The sequence below is a fragment of the Superficieibacter electus genome (assembly GCF_002915575.1).
GTDB lineage: Bacteria > Pseudomonadota > Gammaproteobacteria > Enterobacterales > Enterobacteriaceae > Superficieibacter > Superficieibacter electus.
Window position 1 is genome coordinate 292,994 of sequence record NZ_PQGD01000005.1, and the last position, 14,952, is coordinate 307,945.

Consider the following 14,952-nt stretch of genomic DNA (forward strand, 5'->3'; position numbering starts at 1 on the left):
AAGCAGGGCGTGCTGTCAGTCTTCGTTTTTGATATTCGTCACTTTTTACCGGGCAGGGCGCTTATTTACCGAGCATCCGGTTGCAAAGCCATTGACTCAGCAGGCGTTGACCGTATAATTCCACGCGTTTCACCTCACCGCAAAGCCATTGCGCTTTTCAGTGCGCCCTTAGCTCAGTTGGATAGAGCAACGGCCTTCTAAGTCGTGGGTCACAGGTTCGAATCCTGTAGGGCGTACCATTTAAAATCAGCAAGTTACGCTAATTTTAACCCGGCCTGATTTTCTCCTTGTGTCATATTTGTGTCATGGTTGCCAAAAATGGCGTCGATTTTCCGTGCATGCTCGGTCAGGTGGTTGGGCGCGAGGTGCGCGTATCTCCTCACCATTTCGATCGACTCCCACCCGCCCATCTCCTGTAAAACGGAAAGGGGAACGCCAGACTGAATCAGCCAGCTTGCCCAGGTGTGCCTGAGGTCATGGAAGCGGAAATCTTCAATGCCGGCTTTTTTCAGGCCGATATTCCATGCCTGGTTATCATCAACGCGCATTTTCCTCACCGCCGGTGTAAGCGTTCCGTCTGGCCGGTGCTTTGGCTTTGTGTGAACGAAAACAAGGCGTTTACTTTTCCCAATTTGATTTCTCAAAACCCTGCATGCGGTATCATTCAGAGCGACGCCGATAGCTTTGCCCGCTTTTGCGTTCTCCGGGTTTACCCATGCAACCTTCCTTTGCATATCGACCTGTTGCCACTCCAGATCAAGAATGTTGGAGCGGCGCAGGCCGGTAGCCAGCGCGAAAATCACCACCGGCTTTATGCTTTCCGGCATGCACTCGATAAGCCTCTCAGCTTCATCTCGGGTTAACCAGCGTATGCGCTTACTGACAGGTTTCTTCGTTTTGATAACCGGTGCTGTCTTTATCCAGCCCCAGTCATTCGCCGCGGCGCGAAGTAGCGATCGCATGAAAGACAGGTGCTGGCTCTTCGTCGCCAGGCTGACAGGCTTTGCAACGTACAAGGGCGGCTCTTTCCCCTTCCTTAAAGCTGCATCCCTGCGTGATTCCCATATCTGAAGGTGCTTTCTGTTGAACATCTTCGCCACAGCATCGTGCACCTGCTCCGCTGTAATAGTGGAAGCGTCACGGCCTGAAAAGTGTCGCAGGAAGAACTCTATCTTTGTCCTGTCGTCGTCCAGTGACCGCTTGTGCTCCTTCTCCCGCAGCCATCTGATACAACACTCCTCAAATGTCCTCTTCGGCAAATCACCTATCTGGTCAACCCTCCATGCTTCAGCTTTCAGCCTGTCGTGAAGCTCCTGCGCTTGTTTCTTGTCCTCCGTACCAAGAGATCGTCTAATTCTTTTCCCTGACGGCGTAACGAAATGACAGTGCCACACGCCGCCCCTGAGGGTGATTGACATAAAACTTCTCCTTTATGTTCACCCGCGCTCGCCGTAAGAGGATCGCGCCGGGCGTGCAAATAAGCAATACAGGCCGCATCAGTTGTGCGGTATTTGTTCCCGATTTTCTGCCCGGCCAGCTGACCGGAATCAATCAGCCGGTAGATGGTGCGGGGAGACACGATCAGGAATTCCGCAGCCTGTTGCGCGGTGATTGGCTTTTCAGAAACCATTGGCTTACTCCGGACAAAAAGAAACCCGCACAAGGCGGGTATAAGGGATAGCGGGCTTTCGCACCCAATAGCCAGCTCATAACTGGCTATCAGTTGCGTCAGCCTGGAATAACCACGATGACGGTATTAACCATCGTCCCTGATGATTTAAATGCACCTTCTGGCAGTTCTTCGATATGTCCGCCGCGCTCTTCTATGAGTTGACGGAAATCAGTTGTCAGCTTGTTGCTTCGAAATGTCACAGATGAAGCCATAACCGATACCAGCAGACCGCCCGGTTTAAGGAATTTCAGCGCATGAGTTACGTGCTTAATATCTGCCTGTCGACCAAAAGGAGGATTCATAATCACCCGGTCATAAACAGGTTTCGGCTCAACAGTAAGGAAGTCAGTAGGCTCACCGATGCCTGAAAGTCGCAAATTGAGACCGTGAAGGATGTCGTTGTTCGCTGGCATCAATTCATACATATCGATCATCACATCTGCTGCTGCGCTATGAGCTGCTTTAGCAATAGCACCTTGCCCGGCACTTGGTTCAAGAACATGCATCCCATCCCGAATATCTGCCAACTGAATTACATGTCTGACAACTTCTGGAGGGCTCGGGAAGAACTCAAAATCATCCTTCGGTACTAAAACGTCACCGGTAAGAATAATTTGCTCAATGCGATCGGAGGCATCGGTATCAAAAATGTGCGCTTTGGCTTTGCGGTTCCATTTTCCTCCAGCCGCCTCCAGCACTTTGTTCGTTCTTGTGTAGAGGTTGCGATCAAGTTGACCGGTAAGGAAGAGTTGCGGGCCATTACACTCTGCTGCACTCAGCACGTTCAAAACTTCATTATCTACTCGCATTTGTTGATCTCCGGGCGTAAAAAAAGCCCTGATGGGCTGTTTGTTTAAATTTGTTATCAGTTGCGTCAATCATCTTCATCCTCGTCCCAATCATCGTCGTAATACGGCGAGGCGAGAAGAGGATTGGTTGCGGAAAGCATTTCGCCAGCCGCACCCTGCCGCTGAAGTCGGCGAAGTGCTTCGTATAACTCGAAAGCCTCAGTGCGCTCATCGCCAATATCGAGAGAGCACGCAACCTTATGAGCCTCGGTGACGAGGGTGGATAGTTGATTTCGAATATCCTGAATTGTGCTCATTTCAAAAACCCCTCTGCTTACGCTTCAACTCTGCTATTCCCTGGCACTCATGGCACATCGTGCATCCCTTTACCGCTTCCCTGCGCTTATCGCTTATCTTCTCTCCGCACTGTATACAGTGAGTGGCTGATACTGCGTTGTGGTTGATACGGTGCGAGGCGACGACCATGTCTATGCGCTGCTGAACCAGTTCGTTGGCTGCGTCAATGATTTCAGATGGCATATATTCAATCCTGAGTTTGCATGTAGGAATAAATGAAGTGAGCTGCTGCCTGCGCATTTATAGCGTTGCCGTATCCCTTCAATCTTCCAACACGGTTGCTGCTTGCCACTCTTGCCACCCCGGACTCGACTCGTCCCAGGCGTGCGGCAGCCCCATCAACCAGCGGGAATGTGCCGGGTTCAACTGGACGCCATTTGCCATCTCGACATAAGAGCCAGTCCGCATCTCGCCAAAAACCGTTAACCTCAAGGGATGATGAAGAGGGGCTTTCACATTGACCCCTGAACCCTTCAAATCTCCGCCGCACAAAACCACCGTTTTCCTGAGACTGTCCGTATTCACCGTTGCATTGTTGCCGTTTCTCGCTGATGAACCCGCCATCGGAGTAGGCCAGCCTGTCATGAATGCCTGGCGTGGAAGCTGGTCCAGTCTGTCTTTCCCTTCCCGCTGCGCAGTCATCCCCGCAGAGTCCTTCCAGTCCCGAGATGTCGGAGTTACCCATCCCGCTAACAGAACCGATCCCGGCAGTTTCAGGCATACTTTCGGCGTTCCATCTGGGTTCTTCCCGCTGTAACAATGTGTCGATCCGTTTGCATCGTTCGCTACTGGCGTCTGCCATCCAGACAGCTTCACCGCTCCGGCTAGATTCTGTAGCCCGCGCGGTGTTTCCGGTTGTGGATTCACATTGCATGTCGGCGTGGGCCACCCAGAAGGCCCGCTCTCTGATGTTCGGCGCACCGATGCCCGCAGCCGGGAACGGCACAAGCCCGAAGGCGTATTCCATTCCTTCCATGTCAGTTTGTACAAGGTCGAACCATACATTTGCGTTACCTGCTGCAACCTGTTCGCCAAAGACGTGCTGAGGTCTGCACTCGCTGATGAGGTGGAAGAAGGCTGGCCAAAGGTGCCGCTCGTCAGCAAACCCATCTCCTTTGCCTGCCGCGCTGAAAGGCTGGCACGGGCAGGAACCTGTCCAGACTGGTTTATCGTCGGGCCATCCTGCGAGGCGCAGAGAGTGTGACCAGACGCCGATACCGGCAAAGAAATGACATTGGGTAAATCCTCTGAGGTCGTCAGGTGTGACATCTTCAATGCTCCGTTCGTCGACTTCTCCCGGCGCGATGTGACCGCCGGCGATCAGGTTGCGCAGCCACTGAGCTGCATAAGGATCTATTTCGTTGTAATAAGCCGCTGGCGTCATGCTGCCTCCGTTTTCACAACGTCGATGGCGCAGCCGGGTAGCAATTCAACCGCGGCGGTAGCGCACTGGTTTCCCCAATGATCCCATCCCGGCGCCGCGCTCCGGCTGAAAAGCTCAATGCGCGGTACATCACCGTAAAGCAGTTCAAGGCGTCGGCGAACTTCCCACGGCTTTTCGCTATGCGCACCTAGCGGGCTGTAAACCACCTGCTTGATACCGGCGTTAAGACGCTCAATACCCGTTCCGCGCGTGGCAATCAGGACGTCTTCTGTGTTCGCCCTGGTGTGGTTGCCGCCGTTCATACGTGTCTCGGCGTTAAGAATATCGAGGAAGTCGTAAAAGTCGTTAACTTCACCATCTGCCAGCGCCTTGTTGATACGACCTTCAGCCAATTGGTTCAGCTTTACCCACGTGAAGCCCTTCATGGTGCGCACCGTGAATCCCCATGCTTCAGCTAGTTCTATCGCCTCTTGGTTGTGCGTGCCGGTGTACCACATCGCCAGCACCGCGTTTTCGGCGGCAAGTTCCCAAACTGGCAGGCGCTTTAATTCAATTAGCTTCATGGTTGAGTAGTGATCTGCGGCGGCACCGTTACTGATGGTATTGCCATATGACCAAGGCGGGTCAGCCATTATTAAGCTGTATTTTTGATTCGGCATCTTCTTCCCCCCATCAGAGAAACGACGCGGTTGAAATCTTCGTAGCTCTCAATATTCCGTGAATAATCAAGCATCCTTTGCGTGCCATTGGAGTAAATTCTCCCCGGGTAAATACCGCTAGAAGATCTAAACTCCATCGTCTGGATAAGCGTTCCTGGATTTTTTGTGCTGGCCAGTTCATCCGTAGACATGAAGGCTATCTTCTCTTCATCGATGACAACGAAGGCGTAGAAGTCACATTTACTAAGTGATGCTGCGCGGCCATAACCTTTCCCCGTTCTCGTTCCGAACCGGTAAACACTTTTTGATTTGCCGTAATCGCGCATTTTCAGCGTCGAGCGAACCTGTCCCTTAAGGAGCCTACCGTTGGCCTCAACAACGATGTCATATGGCAGGCCCTGGTCTGACGGAAAGCAAATAAATCCTTGTTTAGTCAGTTTAAAAATTGCGTAATATTCACCGCACTTTCCCAACTCAAGCTCGCTAACGTATCCTTCACTCATATCCCCTCCATCCTGTTAGCCATCTCTTCAGCCAGTCGCTGAGCTTTAAGCGGGTTTGTGACTATCTGACCGCCGGGCATAATCCAGCCCCGGCGTAACACTGAGTAGAGGCACTTAACTTTTCCGACAGTGATGTTGTCGTTTGGATGCTTCATTGAGCACTCTCCTTAAGCCGGTAAACCACGCCACCAATGATTCCGTTGCCCCAGGGCTCCGCGACCAGATGAGGCATGACCTGTGATAACTCCGCGGCACCGATGAAGGACTCCTGCATTTCAAGCGCAGGAGCCCACCCCTCGTAATAGGGTTCGTGGTAGTTGAGAGTTATCCCGGCTGTATGAGCCAGTGCGTTTCTGGATGTTTGCGATCGGTGGAATGCGGTGATGTGGTTACGTTGGTCTTTGCGGAGGATTGCCAAAATCTGGTCTGGCTTCATAAGCCCTCCGCTATGCTGTTTGGGTTTTCAGTTCTTTGCCGCGTGTCTTATAGGTTTCCGTTGCGCGCTCTTCATGCTCCTTCGAGCCGCCAAACTTCGCCCACGCTTCCTTGAAAGCCGCCTGTAGCTCTTTCACTGATTGAGAGAGCGTCGCCTTTTCTGCAAACTCGCGAAGCGCTTCTTCAAGAAAATCGGCTGTGTTTTCTGATGTTTCCGTTTCTGCATTGGACGAGGGACTACTCGGCATAGCCCAAGAAGGGAGAGGTGGTGGTGACCAGTAAAAGGCACCAAGTTCCTTTGTTTTTGCGTAGTTATACCCATTTAGCCTTTCTTTTGAGACTGTGGCGAAACCCTCCTCCAGAGAGTAAAGATAGCGCCCGATCCCCCACTGCACAGCGGCGCGCTTCATCGCACCAGATCGACCACCTTTAACTGCTTCCACCTGAGTGTTTTCAGCTGCATCCCATTTAGTGATCCACTCCCCGTCCACCTTGATGGATATTCCGCACTCAACGCCGCCATTGTTCGGGATGTCGCGATATTCGTTACGCCAGCCAGACTTGCCGCAAACTTCATCTAGGCGCTTCATGATCGCCCTGTTAGTGACGTAGGCCAGCACCTTTGCCCAAATATTTTCGCCACTTTTACCGGCCCGCTGGATGCGCCACTCGATATCACCAGGTAAAAATGGGTCATCTAATCTTGAAAGGTCCATACTCCCACCCTCTCTGCTTGCTGCTCCGTGCGGTGATCGGCAATCGCTTCCTGTGCGGCCAGTTCATGAGTCATCGGCTGCTCTGGTAAAAGGTCAGCCATCAACCGGATAAACGCATCGTCATCCCAGCGCTCTAACGCACTCATGCTGCACGCTCCTGTTGAGTGATGATGTAACCCTGTTCAGTAAGCCACTCAGCCACTACCGCAGCGTCGAGTTGCGACAAGACTTCCCGTGTGTCTACAGTGCCGTCCAATACAACTCCCTCAAGCTCAAGCTTCAGGTTATTGCGCTGCCCGGCGGACGTGCGCATGTCTTCGCACTCGCATTTGATGTTCATAATCGACCTCAGTAATTAATTTTCGTATGAGGGATAAGCCCGTCTTTAAGAGCGGTAAGCACTTCTATGGCCTGCTAGCGTGTAAGGCTGGTAGATGAAGTGATCGCCTTAACGATGTCAGCTCCGATCTTTTTGCGATGCTTAACATCGGCTTCGCGCTTTGCAGTTTCATCAGCGATGCGCTTCTCTTCAGCTACGCGAGCTGCTTCTTTCTGTTCCGCCTCGCGCTTAATCCGATCAGCTTCTTCACGTGCTTTACGCTTCTCTGCTGCAATGGCTTCCTGCTTCTCACGCTCTGCACGTTCAGCAGCTTCTTTCTTCTCGCCTTCTGCCTTCTGCTCAGCAGCGATGCGGTCACGCTCAGCTTGCTCTGCCTGGGCCTTTAAAACTGACTCACGGTGCGCGGACTCCTCGCGCTCACGTCGCACCCGCTCTTCGGCATCTCTTAAAGCGGCTGCCGCTGCAAGACGCTTGAGTTCTTCCTCATACTCAATTTTCTTTCTTTCTGCTTCCGCCTTTGCCTCTGCGGCGTCACGGTCAAAATCCTTGTTCATTAGCAGGGCCAATTCGTGGTCCGCTTCGAACTGAATTGCACGCTGCAATTCGATATTCTCGTTCATCACCAGCGCTTCGGCGTGCAGCGCGTTCATAGCTTCCTCGGCCTTGATGCGCTCCTGCTCGGCTTCCCATTCGGTGAGTGGGCGGCGGGTCGCATCGCGCAGCTCGTCACAGGCATCAACGAAACGCTTAATTTCTGCCTCAGCTGGCCGCACCGCCTCTTTCAGGCGTTTAAGATACTCACGCCCCGGCTTTTCGATTGCCGTCTTGCTGCGTGATACCTGAGCTGCCAGAGATGCGACACGGTCACGGCCTTTCTTCGTGGACAGGTCAGGAACTTCGTTCACTGCTTGGCGTATCTGTTCGAGGTAAGCATCAAGACCACCCGCTACATAAAGCACTGGTGCCTGATCCGGATTGATTTCGATAACAGTTAAGTCCGTTACTTCGCTCATGCTCTCTCCTGAATTTGAAGTGTGCGCGGCCCGTCCGCATTGCAGACTGGTCGGTGGAATAGGGTGGGGAGTTACTGGATTTCGCGGACTACTTCGAAATCACCGCATTGCGAATTGCCTGATGCGTCTTCACTGGTGACTGGAGCGCGCACAAGAAAAGCGCCCATATCGCCCCAATCTCGTTTCAGGGCCTTTTTAGATGGTTCTTTTTGGCCCAAAGCTTCGAATACCGTGGATCGTTCAGGGTCATATTGAACGCGGCCATCCATCACGAAATATTCAAACTTCTGCATAATCACCTCAGTGCAGTATAGGGTTGCCGTGGCCATCGAGAAGAACGTCAATCACGCAGTCGGTGATGCGCTTAATCTCACCAGCAGAGTGCAGGTATATCCATCGACGCTCCTGAATGACTGCTGAGACGCGATAGGTTCGGCCTTCATGCAGCGCCATCATCCCGGGCGTAACGCACTGGCGGATAAGAGGTGTATGTCCGTAGTGATGAATCATGCTGCGTCCTCGATAAGATGGCCCAGACCGGCTAACTGCATCTGCTGGCGGTTGAGAGTTATTTTGTTGCGGGGAGTGCCGACTTCGGTAAGCTTCCACAAATACTGGCAACCCATGCGAGACAGGGTGTACTGTTTGCCGTTGTGAGTGACTGTCATGACACCTCCGAAAAATCATCTTTAACCCACTCTGGCCGATCACCTTTTCCAAGGTAGAAATCAATGATGTCCAGCAGGCGCGGGTAGAATTTCAAAGCGCTGCGCCCGTCCATCTCGGCGATTTCGTGTTTGCTGTATTTGCGCCATTCCTCAGCCGTGTGGTTCTGGCAGCCAGCCCTGACATATTCACCACTTGTGATGCTGATGAAGTACCTCTCTCCGATGATTACGAATGTCTGATCCGGAAGGTTGGCACCGCTCAGGTCGGCATCGCTCAGGTTGGCACCGCTCAGGTTGGCATCGCTCAGGTTGGCACCGCTCAGGTCGGCACCGCTCAGGTCGGCACGTGATCCCTTTTCTCTGAATGACTCAAACCATAATTTGTGCTCTTCGAGGACTTTGGATAAATCAGCTGTGTTCATTATTTTCTCCTGCGCTTAAGCCGCGCCGCTGAACGTAAAAATACCCGCCGCGTCATACGCAGCATCAGAAGGAATAGCGGTGGATAGCCGCCGTACATGTCTTTGCCCTCTCGTAAAAGGGCAGGGAGATGTAATAAAAAACCCGCCGGAGCGGGTTATTCTTTCTGTACTGATTTCATTGATTGCCAGATAAATACGACAGTGTCGCTAAGCAAAGCATTTCTCTCATCATCGTCTTCAATGTCCTGACAAAGGCTGTCCATAACGCCTGGCAGCTGATCCCATAAAGTATCTATACCGGCCTCAATCATTTCATTGGTTGGCTGCAAATCATCACCCATACCCTTACCCTCTCTAATCAACCGTAAAAACTATTTGAGGTAACGCGCCGGGATGCTTATCCCACCGGTCTACGTCTGGCGTATGCATTTCGCGTTACCTCGGATAGCTCTCTGAATCTGGTGCCGGGATTTTTAGTCACGCCCGGCGCGTGATTTCCTTCACTTTCCACAGCCAAGGAATACCGTAGACTGGTGTTTCCACAGTCAAAAATAGGTTTTTTATGTCAGAAACTATCAGAGTCGAATTCTCTTGCCCTGATTGCGGCAGTAAATCTTTCGTATTTAGCGCCGAGCCTCACTCGATGGATAACGTCGAGTCTTGCGCCGGGTGCGGAAGAGCTATCAGCAAGGACGATATCATTGAGCACAGCAGGCAGATTGCTAAAAAACGTGCTGATGAGATGGTCAGGAATATCTTTAAGCGCTGAATCCAGTAGCGTCTGTAAGGATGATATTTGCCCCTCTAATTCGGTGGTGTCTAAACCAATAGATACCACTAGTTTTCCTACTTTCTCCATCTACACCTCTCTGTTTGATTGACCGCAGGCCACTCGACCCGCTCGATTCGTTCTGTGCGTAATGCTTGCGCCGGGCATCGCGTATCTTCTCCAGATCGCAGTTCTTCGCTGACTGGTGATACTTGCTTATGTGGCATACCGGTGTGCGTGGATCGAAGTCTCGACCGCATACCGGGCACTTGATGCTGTTCTTCATGGGCCACCTCAGCGAGCGGTGACTTGCTTGGAATTGCGATAACCAGCTGCGAAGATAGCGACTTCTGGCAAACAGGCAGATCCGGTAACTTCCTCTTTGCCGAACACCGACAACGTTGTAGCTGTCTGAATTGCCTTTTCAACTCTTCCCATGCGTTTAGGTTTGTCCTGTGACGCGTTCTGAGCAGCCTCAGCGCGACGCTTAGCCATCAGTTCGCCACGTTTCAGATAACGCCGTGTAACGCTGTTGCTTGCGATTAAATTGGTCATACATCCTCCAGTGGTTGCTTTGGTGGTGTGACGGATGGAGTCGAACCATCTTCCATCGGTGCGATGCCGATTGCAGTACGCGCAGCGTTCCGCTACATGACTAGTATTTTCACAGTCGCCTATCTGCTAGCTCGCCGTTGAGCTTCGTCACACCCCAAAGCAACTTCCTTTGGTCTCCCACAAGGGCGGGAGAAATTACCCCATCAATGTTAAAGAGCTGAGACTTCGTTCCGTGTCTCGTTGGTGCGTCCTGCTGATGGGATAAATATACAAAACGTATCCAAGCAATGCAATACAAAATGTATACGCAAATGGCGCAAATAGGGTAACAATATGTATATGAAGGGAATTTATTTTTCTTGAGATACAAAAAAGGCCGCCTAAGCGACCTTTGATTTACGGTAGGTTTGTTATCTTGGCATCAACGACGACGCCTATAATGCGGCAATTCCCATTAACTTCTATCATGGGATATTGGGGGTTGAGGGGTTTTAAAAATCTCCGGCCAGCATCAAGAACAAGCTTCTTAAACGTCGCCTCATTCTCGCTATCCAGCTTTGCTACCACCAGTTTTCCATTTTTCGCTTCAACCTCAGGGTCGACCAAGATGGCCGTTCCCTCTGGGATGCTGAGGCCTACAGGGGAGGTCATTGAATCCCCTCTGACGTCCAACCAGAAAGCGTTATCAGAGCACTCTACGTTAGTCTCATACCAGCGATCTATGGCACGCCGATGATAAGGTTCTACCGCTTCCATCCATTCACCTGCACTTACCCAACTGATCACGGGATAGCTTCCCTTTGGCTCGTTTTTTCCATGATAGCTGACATTCGTCTCGGAAGACTGGTCCCTGATGGTGCCATCAGCATTAACCTGAAAACTCCGCAGGCCAAGATATGTCATTATTTTTGCGATGTCATCAAGGCTTGGCTCCCGCCTGGCGTTTAGCCAATGGCTGACCGCACCTTTAGTAATTCCAAGATGTTCAGCCAGTGTTTCTTGTGAAACGCCTTGCCCCTTCATGAGGTCTTTAGCGAGATCATACCATTTCATATTCATGCCCCGATCATACGAACTGTATTCCTTTTTGCGAGACACAAATTGTATATTTGGCTTGCCAGCAACGAATACGAAACGTATACTCAAATCTGTTGTATGGAGGAACCTATGAACAAGCTACGAAATATTCGTGAAAAGCTTGGACTCACACAGGGAGAGCTGGCAGCTGAGCTTGGGCTTACCAAGGGTGCAATTGGTCATTATGAAAATGGCCGTCGCGACCTTAGTGCCACTCAATGTCGTCAGATCATCTCTGTTTTGAACAAGCATGGCGCGGCAGTTGGATTTGATGATTTATTCCCACCAAAAGTCGCCTAGTTGTACCGCTCTTTAACATCGCTGCACATCCTCTCCGCCCATGTGGAGATAACAAAAACGCATCATTGGATGCGCATTTAACTTATTCAACACAAGGAATTATCAATGAAGGACAAAGCAAGTTACAGCAAGCCAACACGTCAGGACGTAGATCGCGCCGAAACGGATCTGCTCATCAATTTGTCTGCGGTCACTCAGCGCGGACTGGCTGAGATGGTGGGGTGTCATGAGTCGAAGATAAGCCGGACAGACTGGCGCTTCATCGCAGCCGTCCTGTGCTCGTTTGGGATGGATTCAGATATCAGCCCTATCAGCAGAGCTTTTCACCATGCGCTTAACGCCATCACAAATGAAAAACGTCCAGCTGTTGGTAGCAGTCTGGACGCTTAATAACACTGTGTTACGCCAAGTAACGGGAGTAATTATGGCAGCAACAAATAAACAAGTAAACCTAGACGTAAGGTCTGGAGACCGATTCGAGTGCGTCTATCCGTTCATTTATGTCTCCACAGACTATCAGTCGTATGACGGAAATATTCATACCGATGAGAGATGGATTGGCGGCTGTCGGAAAACTTCCGAACCTGCTGATTGCGGATACGGGGATCAGTTTATCTACACGGCTGATGCTGAAGGTAAAAGAACCCTTGAAGTTTTGGCAGTGGCTGAAATGCCTGGGCAGTGGCAGAGAAGGGTTATTTATGCCTGCCACCTGATTGACCCAGACGGAAAGGAACGGAAGGGCAGAAAGGCTTACACGGTTACCGAAACAAGATTTATAGCGATGTCAAAAGGCTACTTCGCTGAATACGAAGTGGAGGATATCGGATGAATACCGCAGAAATATTCCAGTTCCCCGGCAACGCGCCGGGCCAGGTCAGGAGCAACAGGATGGAGAACCAGAAGTCTGGATACGTCCCGTTGTACCGGAGCGTACTCAAGCAGGCATGGTCGAAAGACGTCTACCTCAGAACCCTATGGGAGAACCTGCTTCTTAGCGCTGCCAGGAAGCCGTTTACAGCCTCGTTCAAGGGTAAGCAATGGCATCTTAGCGTCGGTCAACTGGTGGCGACAGCGGCTGATTTAGGGCTGCAACTTTGTGACCGGAAAGGTAACCCGGCCAGCAGGGATCAGGTCGAGAGAATGCTTCAGGTTTTCGTGCGGGAGGGGATGATTTCGATAGATGGTGAGAAGCAAAAAGGCAGGGTGATCACCATCACAAATTACAGTGAATATGCTCAAAAAATAGACGATTTACCCGCACATGAAGCCGCACATGAAGCCGCACATGGCGAGGCCAGTAATGGCGCGGCTTTGAAGGTGGTAGCCGCACATGGAGGCGCACATGAAGCCGCACAACATGAACAAGAAGGTAATAACAATAATATAAAAACCTCTTCGTCCGAGAATTCTGACGAATCCTCTGACAAGCCCGGAAATAAACTTCCTGTTCTGAGACCTGAAGCTGCAATTCAGAGCGGAACAAAATGGGGTAACTCAGAAGACCTCCGCTGTGCTGAATGGCTTTTCTCGGTAGTGCAGTCGATATCCTCAACAGCCAAAAAACCTAACTACGCAGCCTGGGCAAATGACATCCGCCTGATGCGTCAAAGAGACCACCGCACCCACAAAGAAATCGCGGTGCTCTTCAGGTGGGCTTGTGAAGATGCTTTCTGGAAGGGCAACGTGCTTTGCCCGGCTACGCTCCGGGAGAAATGGACTCAGCTTGATATCAAACGCAACAAGCGACCTGCGGCAAACGGCCAGGCGCGGCAAGAGATTGATTACAACAACACTGACTGGATAAGCGGGGTGCTTGATGAAAAGTTTTTCTGAAGAGCTTCAAAACTTCGATCGCGAAAACTTCCGGCGGCTGGCGCACGGCCTTCCAGAAATTCAGGACGAGAAGTCCGGCGAGGAACAAACCGCAGAGATTATCAACGCGCTCTTTGCCCAGCTTAGGGCGGCGTTCCCGGCGGCAATGAATAACTTCCGCACTCAGGAAGAGTTCAACGAGTTCCGCCGTCAGTGGCTGATGTCCTTCAAGGAAAACGGAATCAACACGATGCAGCAGGTTGCTGGCGGTATGCGTGTCTCTCGTCGTCAGGAAAAACCTTTTCTCCCGTCGCCTGGTCAGTTTGTTGCCTGGTGCAAAGCGGAGCAGGCAACAGCGGCAGGACTGCCCAACGCACATGATCTCGTCGATATGGTTTACGAATACTGCCGGAATCGCGGTCACTACCCGGATGCAGAATCTTACCCGTGGAAGTCAAACGCTCACTACTGGCTGGTCACGACGCTATACGCCAACATGCGCGCTAACTCACTCAGTGACACCGAGCTACGCCGCAAGGCCGCTGATGAGCTAAACCACATGTCCGCCAGAATCAACCGTGGCGACAAGATACCGGAACCGGTTAAGCAACTCCCCGTACTCGGTGGCAAGCCGCTGACTCGTACCCAGGGGCTGGCGAAAATCGCCGAACTGCGTGAAAAGCACGGGCTGAGAGGGCGCAAATCATGAGAGGCAAACAAGCAATTTTGCGCTATCTGACCACTCACCACACCTTCAGCCCTGCGCAGGTCGCCAGAGAGTCTGGCCTGACCGTGAACTGCATAGCCACTGTCGCGCGTGGTCTTGCACAAGAGGGCGTCCTGATTCTTGAAAGCAAGGTATGGCGCAGCGTCACCTACCGCCTTGCAACCGATGCTGAGCGCCGTAACGGTGGCTGTGATGGCATCAACACGATATTCGCTGATTGCCGCAAGAGTGACGCGATGAAGCGCGTTCTGAGCGTATACGGGAGGCTGTGATGAGAGGCAACGACTACAACCCTGACTTACACCCTAACGATCTGTGTATTCGCCAGCGGTCGAGACCGTATCCGGGCCGAGAAGAGCTACTGAGGCGTAACAGCTTCCCGTCACCTGACCAAAACAAATATCTGACAATGATTCTGAGGGCTAAGAAATGACCCAGGTAAAAATTTACACCGCATCCCCGTCTGACATGTCACCGCCGGTGGATGATAAATCGTTCTGCACTGACTTCGTGCTGGCTACTGATTACCAGGCGCTGAAGGAACAAATGGCGGCACTGGCGTCTGAGAATGAAAATCTGATGAGTTTTATAACTGACAAGCATTGGCTGGGATCAGACTGCATGCCAGAAACCCCAGCCACCGACGCTTTCATCGCAGAGCAGCAGGCTATCGGGGTGGAGAAGTTGGCATCGTTGGCTGGGAATGAGTGCAAATGCTACAAATCTGCAAATGACCGCGTTGGTTTTAGAAA

General features: G+C 51.7%; 29 protein-coding genes, 1 tRNA gene and 1 pseudogene. 10 read left to right on the plus strand and 21 right to left on the minus strand.

The features are described 5' to 3' along the window. The first annotated feature begins 162 nt into the window (after positions 1-162). Positions 163-239 (plus strand) — tRNA-Arg (locus tag CHU32_RS08180). Positions 240-254: 15 nt separating this feature from the next. Here CHU32_RS08180 and CHU32_RS08185 read toward each other — a convergent pair. The 19 genes and pseudogenes from CHU32_RS08185 to CHU32_RS08265 all read right to left on the minus strand — a co-directional run bounded on the left by CHU32_RS08185 (position 255) and on the right by CHU32_RS08265 (position 9,298). Continuing rightward, entirely contained in the window at positions 255-1,412 is a 1,158-nt protein-coding gene (locus tag CHU32_RS08185) for a tyrosine-type recombinase/integrase (RefSeq protein ID WP_245880200.1), read from the minus strand. Further along, complete coding sequence (locus CHU32_RS28550; protein WP_103675016.1) at positions 1,295-1,630, minus strand: helix-turn-helix domain-containing protein; 336 nt, start codon at positions 1,628-1,630, stop codon at positions 1,295-1,297. Before CHU32_RS28550 ends, CHU32_RS08185 begins: the two co-directional genes overlap by 118 nt. A 98-nt stretch (positions 1,631-1,728) precedes the next feature. Beyond that, positions 1,729-2,550 carry an SAM-dependent methyltransferase gene (locus CHU32_RS08195; RefSeq protein WP_245880197.1) on the minus strand — a complete coding sequence of 274 codons (822 nt, stop codon included), beginning with the start codon at positions 2,548-2,550 and terminating at the stop codon, positions 1,729-1,731. Further along, entirely contained in the window at positions 2,547-2,777 is a 231-nt protein-coding gene (locus tag CHU32_RS08200; RefSeq protein WP_103675018.1) for a hypothetical protein, read from the minus strand. Before CHU32_RS08200 ends, CHU32_RS08195 begins: the two co-directional genes overlap by 4 nt. Position 2,778: 1 nt before the next feature. Beyond that, complete coding sequence (locus tag CHU32_RS08205; protein WP_103675019.1) at positions 2,779-3,000, minus strand: TraR/DksA family transcriptional regulator; 222 nt, start codon at positions 2,998-3,000, stop codon at positions 2,779-2,781. A gap of 4 nt (positions 3,001-3,004) precedes the next feature. Continuing rightward, positions 3,005-4,201 carry a DNA cytosine methyltransferase gene (locus tag CHU32_RS08210; protein ID WP_103675020.1) on the minus strand — a complete coding sequence of 399 codons (1,197 nt, stop codon included), beginning with the start codon at positions 4,199-4,201 and terminating at the stop codon, positions 3,005-3,007. Beyond that, positions 4,198-4,860: an MT-A70 family methyltransferase gene (locus CHU32_RS08215; protein WP_103675021.1), complete on the minus strand. Its 663-nt coding sequence runs from the start codon at positions 4,858-4,860 to the stop codon at positions 4,198-4,200. Before CHU32_RS08215 ends, CHU32_RS08210 begins: the two co-directional genes overlap by 4 nt. Then, on the minus strand, positions 4,836-5,363 hold the full coding sequence (locus CHU32_RS08220; protein WP_103675022.1) for a PDDEXK-like family protein: 528 nt from the start codon (positions 5,361-5,363) through the stop codon (positions 4,836-4,838). The genes CHU32_RS08215 and CHU32_RS08220 overlap by 25 nt, the downstream gene beginning before the upstream one ends. Next, the gene (locus CHU32_RS08225; protein WP_103675023.1) at positions 5,360-5,518 is read right to left on the minus strand and encodes a DUF1317 family protein; all 159 of its coding nucleotides are present in this window, start codon (positions 5,516-5,518) and stop codon (positions 5,360-5,362) included. Before CHU32_RS08225 ends, CHU32_RS08220 begins: the two co-directional genes overlap by 4 nt. Beyond that, positions 5,515-5,799 (minus strand): hypothetical protein, encoded by a 285-nt coding sequence (locus tag CHU32_RS08230; RefSeq protein WP_103675024.1) that lies wholly within the window; start codon positions 5,797-5,799, stop codon positions 5,515-5,517. The genes CHU32_RS08225 and CHU32_RS08230 overlap by 4 nt, the downstream gene beginning before the upstream one ends. 10 nt (positions 5,800-5,809) lie before the next feature. Further along, positions 5,810-6,514 carry a Rad52/Rad22 family DNA repair protein gene (locus CHU32_RS08235; protein ID WP_103675025.1) on the minus strand — a complete coding sequence of 235 codons (705 nt, stop codon included), beginning with the start codon at positions 6,512-6,514 and terminating at the stop codon, positions 5,810-5,812. Beyond that, positions 6,496-6,660: a hypothetical protein gene (locus CHU32_RS28220; RefSeq protein ID WP_176691632.1), complete on the minus strand. Its 165-nt coding sequence runs from the start codon at positions 6,658-6,660 to the stop codon at positions 6,496-6,498. Before CHU32_RS28220 ends, CHU32_RS08235 begins: the two co-directional genes overlap by 19 nt. Beyond that, complete coding sequence (locus CHU32_RS08240; protein WP_103675026.1) at positions 6,657-6,854, minus strand: thioredoxin reductase; 198 nt, start codon at positions 6,852-6,854, stop codon at positions 6,657-6,659. Before CHU32_RS08240 ends, CHU32_RS28220 begins: the two co-directional genes overlap by 4 nt. 8 nt (positions 6,855-6,862) lie before the next feature. Then, positions 6,863-7,867: pseudogene (locus tag CHU32_RS08245) on the minus strand (hypothetical protein). 71 nt (positions 7,868-7,938) lie between these two features. Next, complete coding sequence (locus CHU32_RS08250) at positions 7,939-8,160, minus strand: hypothetical protein (protein ID WP_230963079.1); 222 nt, start codon at positions 8,158-8,160, stop codon at positions 7,939-7,941. Positions 8,161-8,167: 7 nt separating this feature from the next. After that, entirely contained in the window at positions 8,168-8,377 is a 210-nt protein-coding gene (locus CHU32_RS08255) for a cell division protein FtsZ (protein WP_103675027.1), read from the minus strand. Beyond that, positions 8,374-8,535 (minus strand): hypothetical protein, encoded by a 162-nt coding sequence (locus CHU32_RS28225; RefSeq protein ID WP_176691633.1) that lies wholly within the window; start codon positions 8,533-8,535, stop codon positions 8,374-8,376. The genes CHU32_RS08255 and CHU32_RS28225 overlap by 4 nt, the downstream gene beginning before the upstream one ends. Then, complete coding sequence (locus CHU32_RS08260; protein WP_103675028.1) at positions 8,532-8,957, minus strand: pentapeptide repeat-containing protein; 426 nt, start codon at positions 8,955-8,957, stop codon at positions 8,532-8,534. The genes CHU32_RS28225 and CHU32_RS08260 overlap by 4 nt, the downstream gene beginning before the upstream one ends. Before the next feature lie 155 nt (positions 8,958-9,112). Next, positions 9,113-9,298 (minus strand): hypothetical protein, encoded by a 186-nt coding sequence (locus CHU32_RS08265; protein ID WP_103675029.1) that lies wholly within the window; start codon positions 9,296-9,298, stop codon positions 9,113-9,115. A 221-nt stretch (positions 9,299-9,519) separates the two neighbouring features. On the opposite strand from CHU32_RS08265, the gene CHU32_RS28900 reads away from it, so the two are divergent. Next, positions 9,520-9,726, plus strand: a complete 207-nt coding sequence (locus CHU32_RS28900; protein WP_425444883.1) for an ECs_2282 family putative zinc-binding protein — start codon at positions 9,520-9,522, stop codon at positions 9,724-9,726. 294 nt (positions 9,727-10,020) lie between these two features. Here the strand turns inward: CHU32_RS28900 and CHU32_RS08275 are convergent, their stop codons facing one another. After that, entirely contained in the window at positions 10,021-10,281 is a 261-nt protein-coding gene (locus CHU32_RS08275) for a transcriptional antitermination N peptide (RefSeq protein ID WP_103675031.1), read from the minus strand. Between the two features lie 396 nt (positions 10,282-10,677). Further along, positions 10,678-11,340: a LexA family protein gene (locus CHU32_RS08280; protein ID WP_103675032.1), complete on the minus strand. Its 663-nt coding sequence runs from the start codon at positions 11,338-11,340 to the stop codon at positions 10,678-10,680. A 108-nt stretch (positions 11,341-11,448) separates the two neighbouring features. On the opposite strand from CHU32_RS08280, the gene CHU32_RS08285 reads away from it, so the two are divergent. The 8 genes from CHU32_RS08285 to CHU32_RS08320 form a co-directional block, all read left to right on the plus strand. Then, positions 11,449-11,658 (plus strand): helix-turn-helix transcriptional regulator, encoded by a 210-nt coding sequence (locus CHU32_RS08285; protein ID WP_103675033.1) that lies wholly within the window; start codon positions 11,449-11,451, stop codon positions 11,656-11,658. A gap of 105 nt (positions 11,659-11,763) precedes the next feature. Further along, a complete protein-coding gene (locus tag CHU32_RS08290) occupies positions 11,764-12,048 on the plus strand; it encodes a CII family transcriptional regulator (RefSeq protein ID WP_103675034.1) in 285 nt (94 codons plus the stop codon). A 34-nt stretch (positions 12,049-12,082) separates the two neighbouring features. Then, the gene (locus CHU32_RS08295) at positions 12,083-12,490 is read left to right on the plus strand and encodes a hypothetical protein (protein WP_103675035.1); all 408 of its coding nucleotides are present in this window, start codon (positions 12,083-12,085) and stop codon (positions 12,488-12,490) included. 59 nt (positions 12,491-12,549) lie between these two features. After that, entirely contained in the window at positions 12,550-13,494 is a 945-nt protein-coding gene (locus tag CHU32_RS08300; protein ID WP_103675062.1) for a replication protein, read from the plus strand. After that, a complete protein-coding gene (locus CHU32_RS08305; RefSeq protein ID WP_103675036.1) occupies positions 13,478-14,182 on the plus strand; it encodes a replication protein P in 705 nt (234 codons plus the stop codon). The genes CHU32_RS08300 and CHU32_RS08305 overlap by 17 nt, the downstream gene beginning before the upstream one ends. Continuing rightward, positions 14,179-14,472: a protein ren gene (locus CHU32_RS08310; protein ID WP_103675037.1), complete on the plus strand. Its 294-nt coding sequence runs from the start codon at positions 14,179-14,181 to the stop codon at positions 14,470-14,472. Before CHU32_RS08305 ends, CHU32_RS08310 begins: the two co-directional genes overlap by 4 nt. After that, entirely contained in the window at positions 14,472-14,633 is a 162-nt protein-coding gene (locus CHU32_RS08315) for a DUF2737 family protein (protein ID WP_103675038.1), read from the plus strand. The genes CHU32_RS08310 and CHU32_RS08315 overlap by 1 nt, the downstream gene beginning before the upstream one ends. Further along, positions 14,630-14,952: hypothetical protein (locus CHU32_RS08320; RefSeq protein WP_103675039.1), on the plus strand; the 323-nt coding region annotated here is incomplete at its 3' end. The genes CHU32_RS08315 and CHU32_RS08320, both read left to right, overlap by 4 nt.

Excerpts from the sequence above, each read along its gene's own strand:
- CHU32_RS08305 (WP_103675036.1), top strand. The coding sequence starts at position 13,478 with ATGAAAAGTTTTTCTGAAGAGCTTCAAAACTTCGATCGCGAAAACTTC.
- CHU32_RS08275 (WP_103675031.1), bottom strand. The coding sequence starts at position 10,281 with ATGACCAATTTAATCGCAAGCAACAGCGTTACACGGCGTTATCTGAAA.
- CHU32_RS28220 (WP_176691632.1), bottom strand. The coding sequence starts at position 6,660 with ATGAGTGCGTTAGAGCGCTGGGATGACGATGCGTTTATCCGGTTGATG.
- CHU32_RS08295 (WP_103675035.1), top strand. The coding sequence starts at position 12,083 with ATGGCAGCAACAAATAAACAAGTAAACCTAGACGTAAGGTCTGGAGAC.
- CHU32_RS08300 (WP_103675062.1), top strand. The coding sequence starts at position 12,550 with ATGGAGAACCAGAAGTCTGGATACGTCCCGTTGTACCGGAGCGTACTC.
- CHU32_RS08230 (WP_103675024.1), bottom strand. The coding sequence starts at position 5,799 with ATGAAGCCAGACCAGATTTTGGCAATCCTCCGCAAAGACCAACGTAAC.
- CHU32_RS08205 (WP_103675019.1), bottom strand. The coding sequence starts at position 3,000 with ATGCCATCTGAAATCATTGACGCAGCCAACGAACTGGTTCAGCAGCGC.
- CHU32_RS08225 (WP_103675023.1), bottom strand. The coding sequence starts at position 5,518 with ATGAAGCATCCAAACGACAACATCACTGTCGGAAAAGTTAAGTGCCTC.
- CHU32_RS28900 (WP_425444883.1), top strand. The coding sequence starts at position 9,520 with ATGTCAGAAACTATCAGAGTCGAATTCTCTTGCCCTGATTGCGGCAGT.
- CHU32_RS08290 (WP_103675034.1), top strand. The coding sequence starts at position 11,764 with ATGAAGGACAAAGCAAGTTACAGCAAGCCAACACGTCAGGACGTAGAT.
- CHU32_RS08250 (WP_230963079.1), bottom strand. The coding sequence starts at position 8,160 with ATGCAGAAGTTTGAATATTTCGTGATGGATGGCCGCGTTCAATATGAC.
- CHU32_RS08255 (WP_103675027.1), bottom strand. The coding sequence starts at position 8,377 with ATGATTCATCACTACGGACATACACCTCTTATCCGCCAGTGCGTTACG.
- CHU32_RS08240 (WP_103675026.1), bottom strand. The coding sequence starts at position 6,854 with ATGAACATCAAATGCGAGTGCGAAGACATGCGCACGTCCGCCGGGCAG.
- CHU32_RS08215 (WP_103675021.1), bottom strand. The coding sequence starts at position 4,860 with ATGCCGAATCAAAAATACAGCTTAATAATGGCTGACCCGCCTTGGTCA.
- CHU32_RS08260 (WP_103675028.1), bottom strand. The coding sequence starts at position 8,957 with ATGAACACAGCTGATTTATCCAAAGTCCTCGAAGAGCACAAATTATGG.
- CHU32_RS28225 (WP_176691633.1), bottom strand. The coding sequence starts at position 8,535 with ATGACAGTCACTCACAACGGCAAACAGTACACCCTGTCTCGCATGGGT.
- CHU32_RS08200 (WP_103675018.1), bottom strand. The coding sequence starts at position 2,777 with ATGAGCACAATTCAGGATATTCGAAATCAACTATCCACCCTCGTCACC.
- CHU32_RS08265 (WP_103675029.1), bottom strand. The coding sequence starts at position 9,298 with ATGGGTGATGATTTGCAGCCAACCAATGAAATGATTGAGGCCGGTATA.
- CHU32_RS08235 (WP_103675025.1), bottom strand. The coding sequence starts at position 6,514 with ATGGACCTTTCAAGATTAGATGACCCATTTTTACCTGGTGATATCGAG.
- CHU32_RS08220 (WP_103675022.1), bottom strand. The coding sequence starts at position 5,363 with ATGAGTGAAGGATACGTTAGCGAGCTTGAGTTGGGAAAGTGCGGTGAA.
- CHU32_RS08310 (WP_103675037.1), top strand. The coding sequence starts at position 14,179 with ATGAGAGGCAAACAAGCAATTTTGCGCTATCTGACCACTCACCACACC.
- CHU32_RS08285 (WP_103675033.1), top strand. The coding sequence starts at position 11,449 with ATGAACAAGCTACGAAATATTCGTGAAAAGCTTGGACTCACACAGGGA.
- CHU32_RS08280 (WP_103675032.1), bottom strand. The coding sequence starts at position 11,340 with ATGAATATGAAATGGTATGATCTCGCTAAAGACCTCATGAAGGGGCAA.
- CHU32_RS08210 (WP_103675020.1), bottom strand. The coding sequence starts at position 4,201 with ATGACGCCAGCGGCTTATTACAACGAAATAGATCCTTATGCAGCTCAG.
- CHU32_RS28550 (WP_103675016.1), bottom strand. The coding sequence starts at position 1,630 with ATGGTTTCTGAAAAGCCAATCACCGCGCAACAGGCTGCGGAATTCCTG.
- CHU32_RS08315 (WP_103675038.1), top strand. The coding sequence starts at position 14,472 with ATGAGAGGCAACGACTACAACCCTGACTTACACCCTAACGATCTGTGT.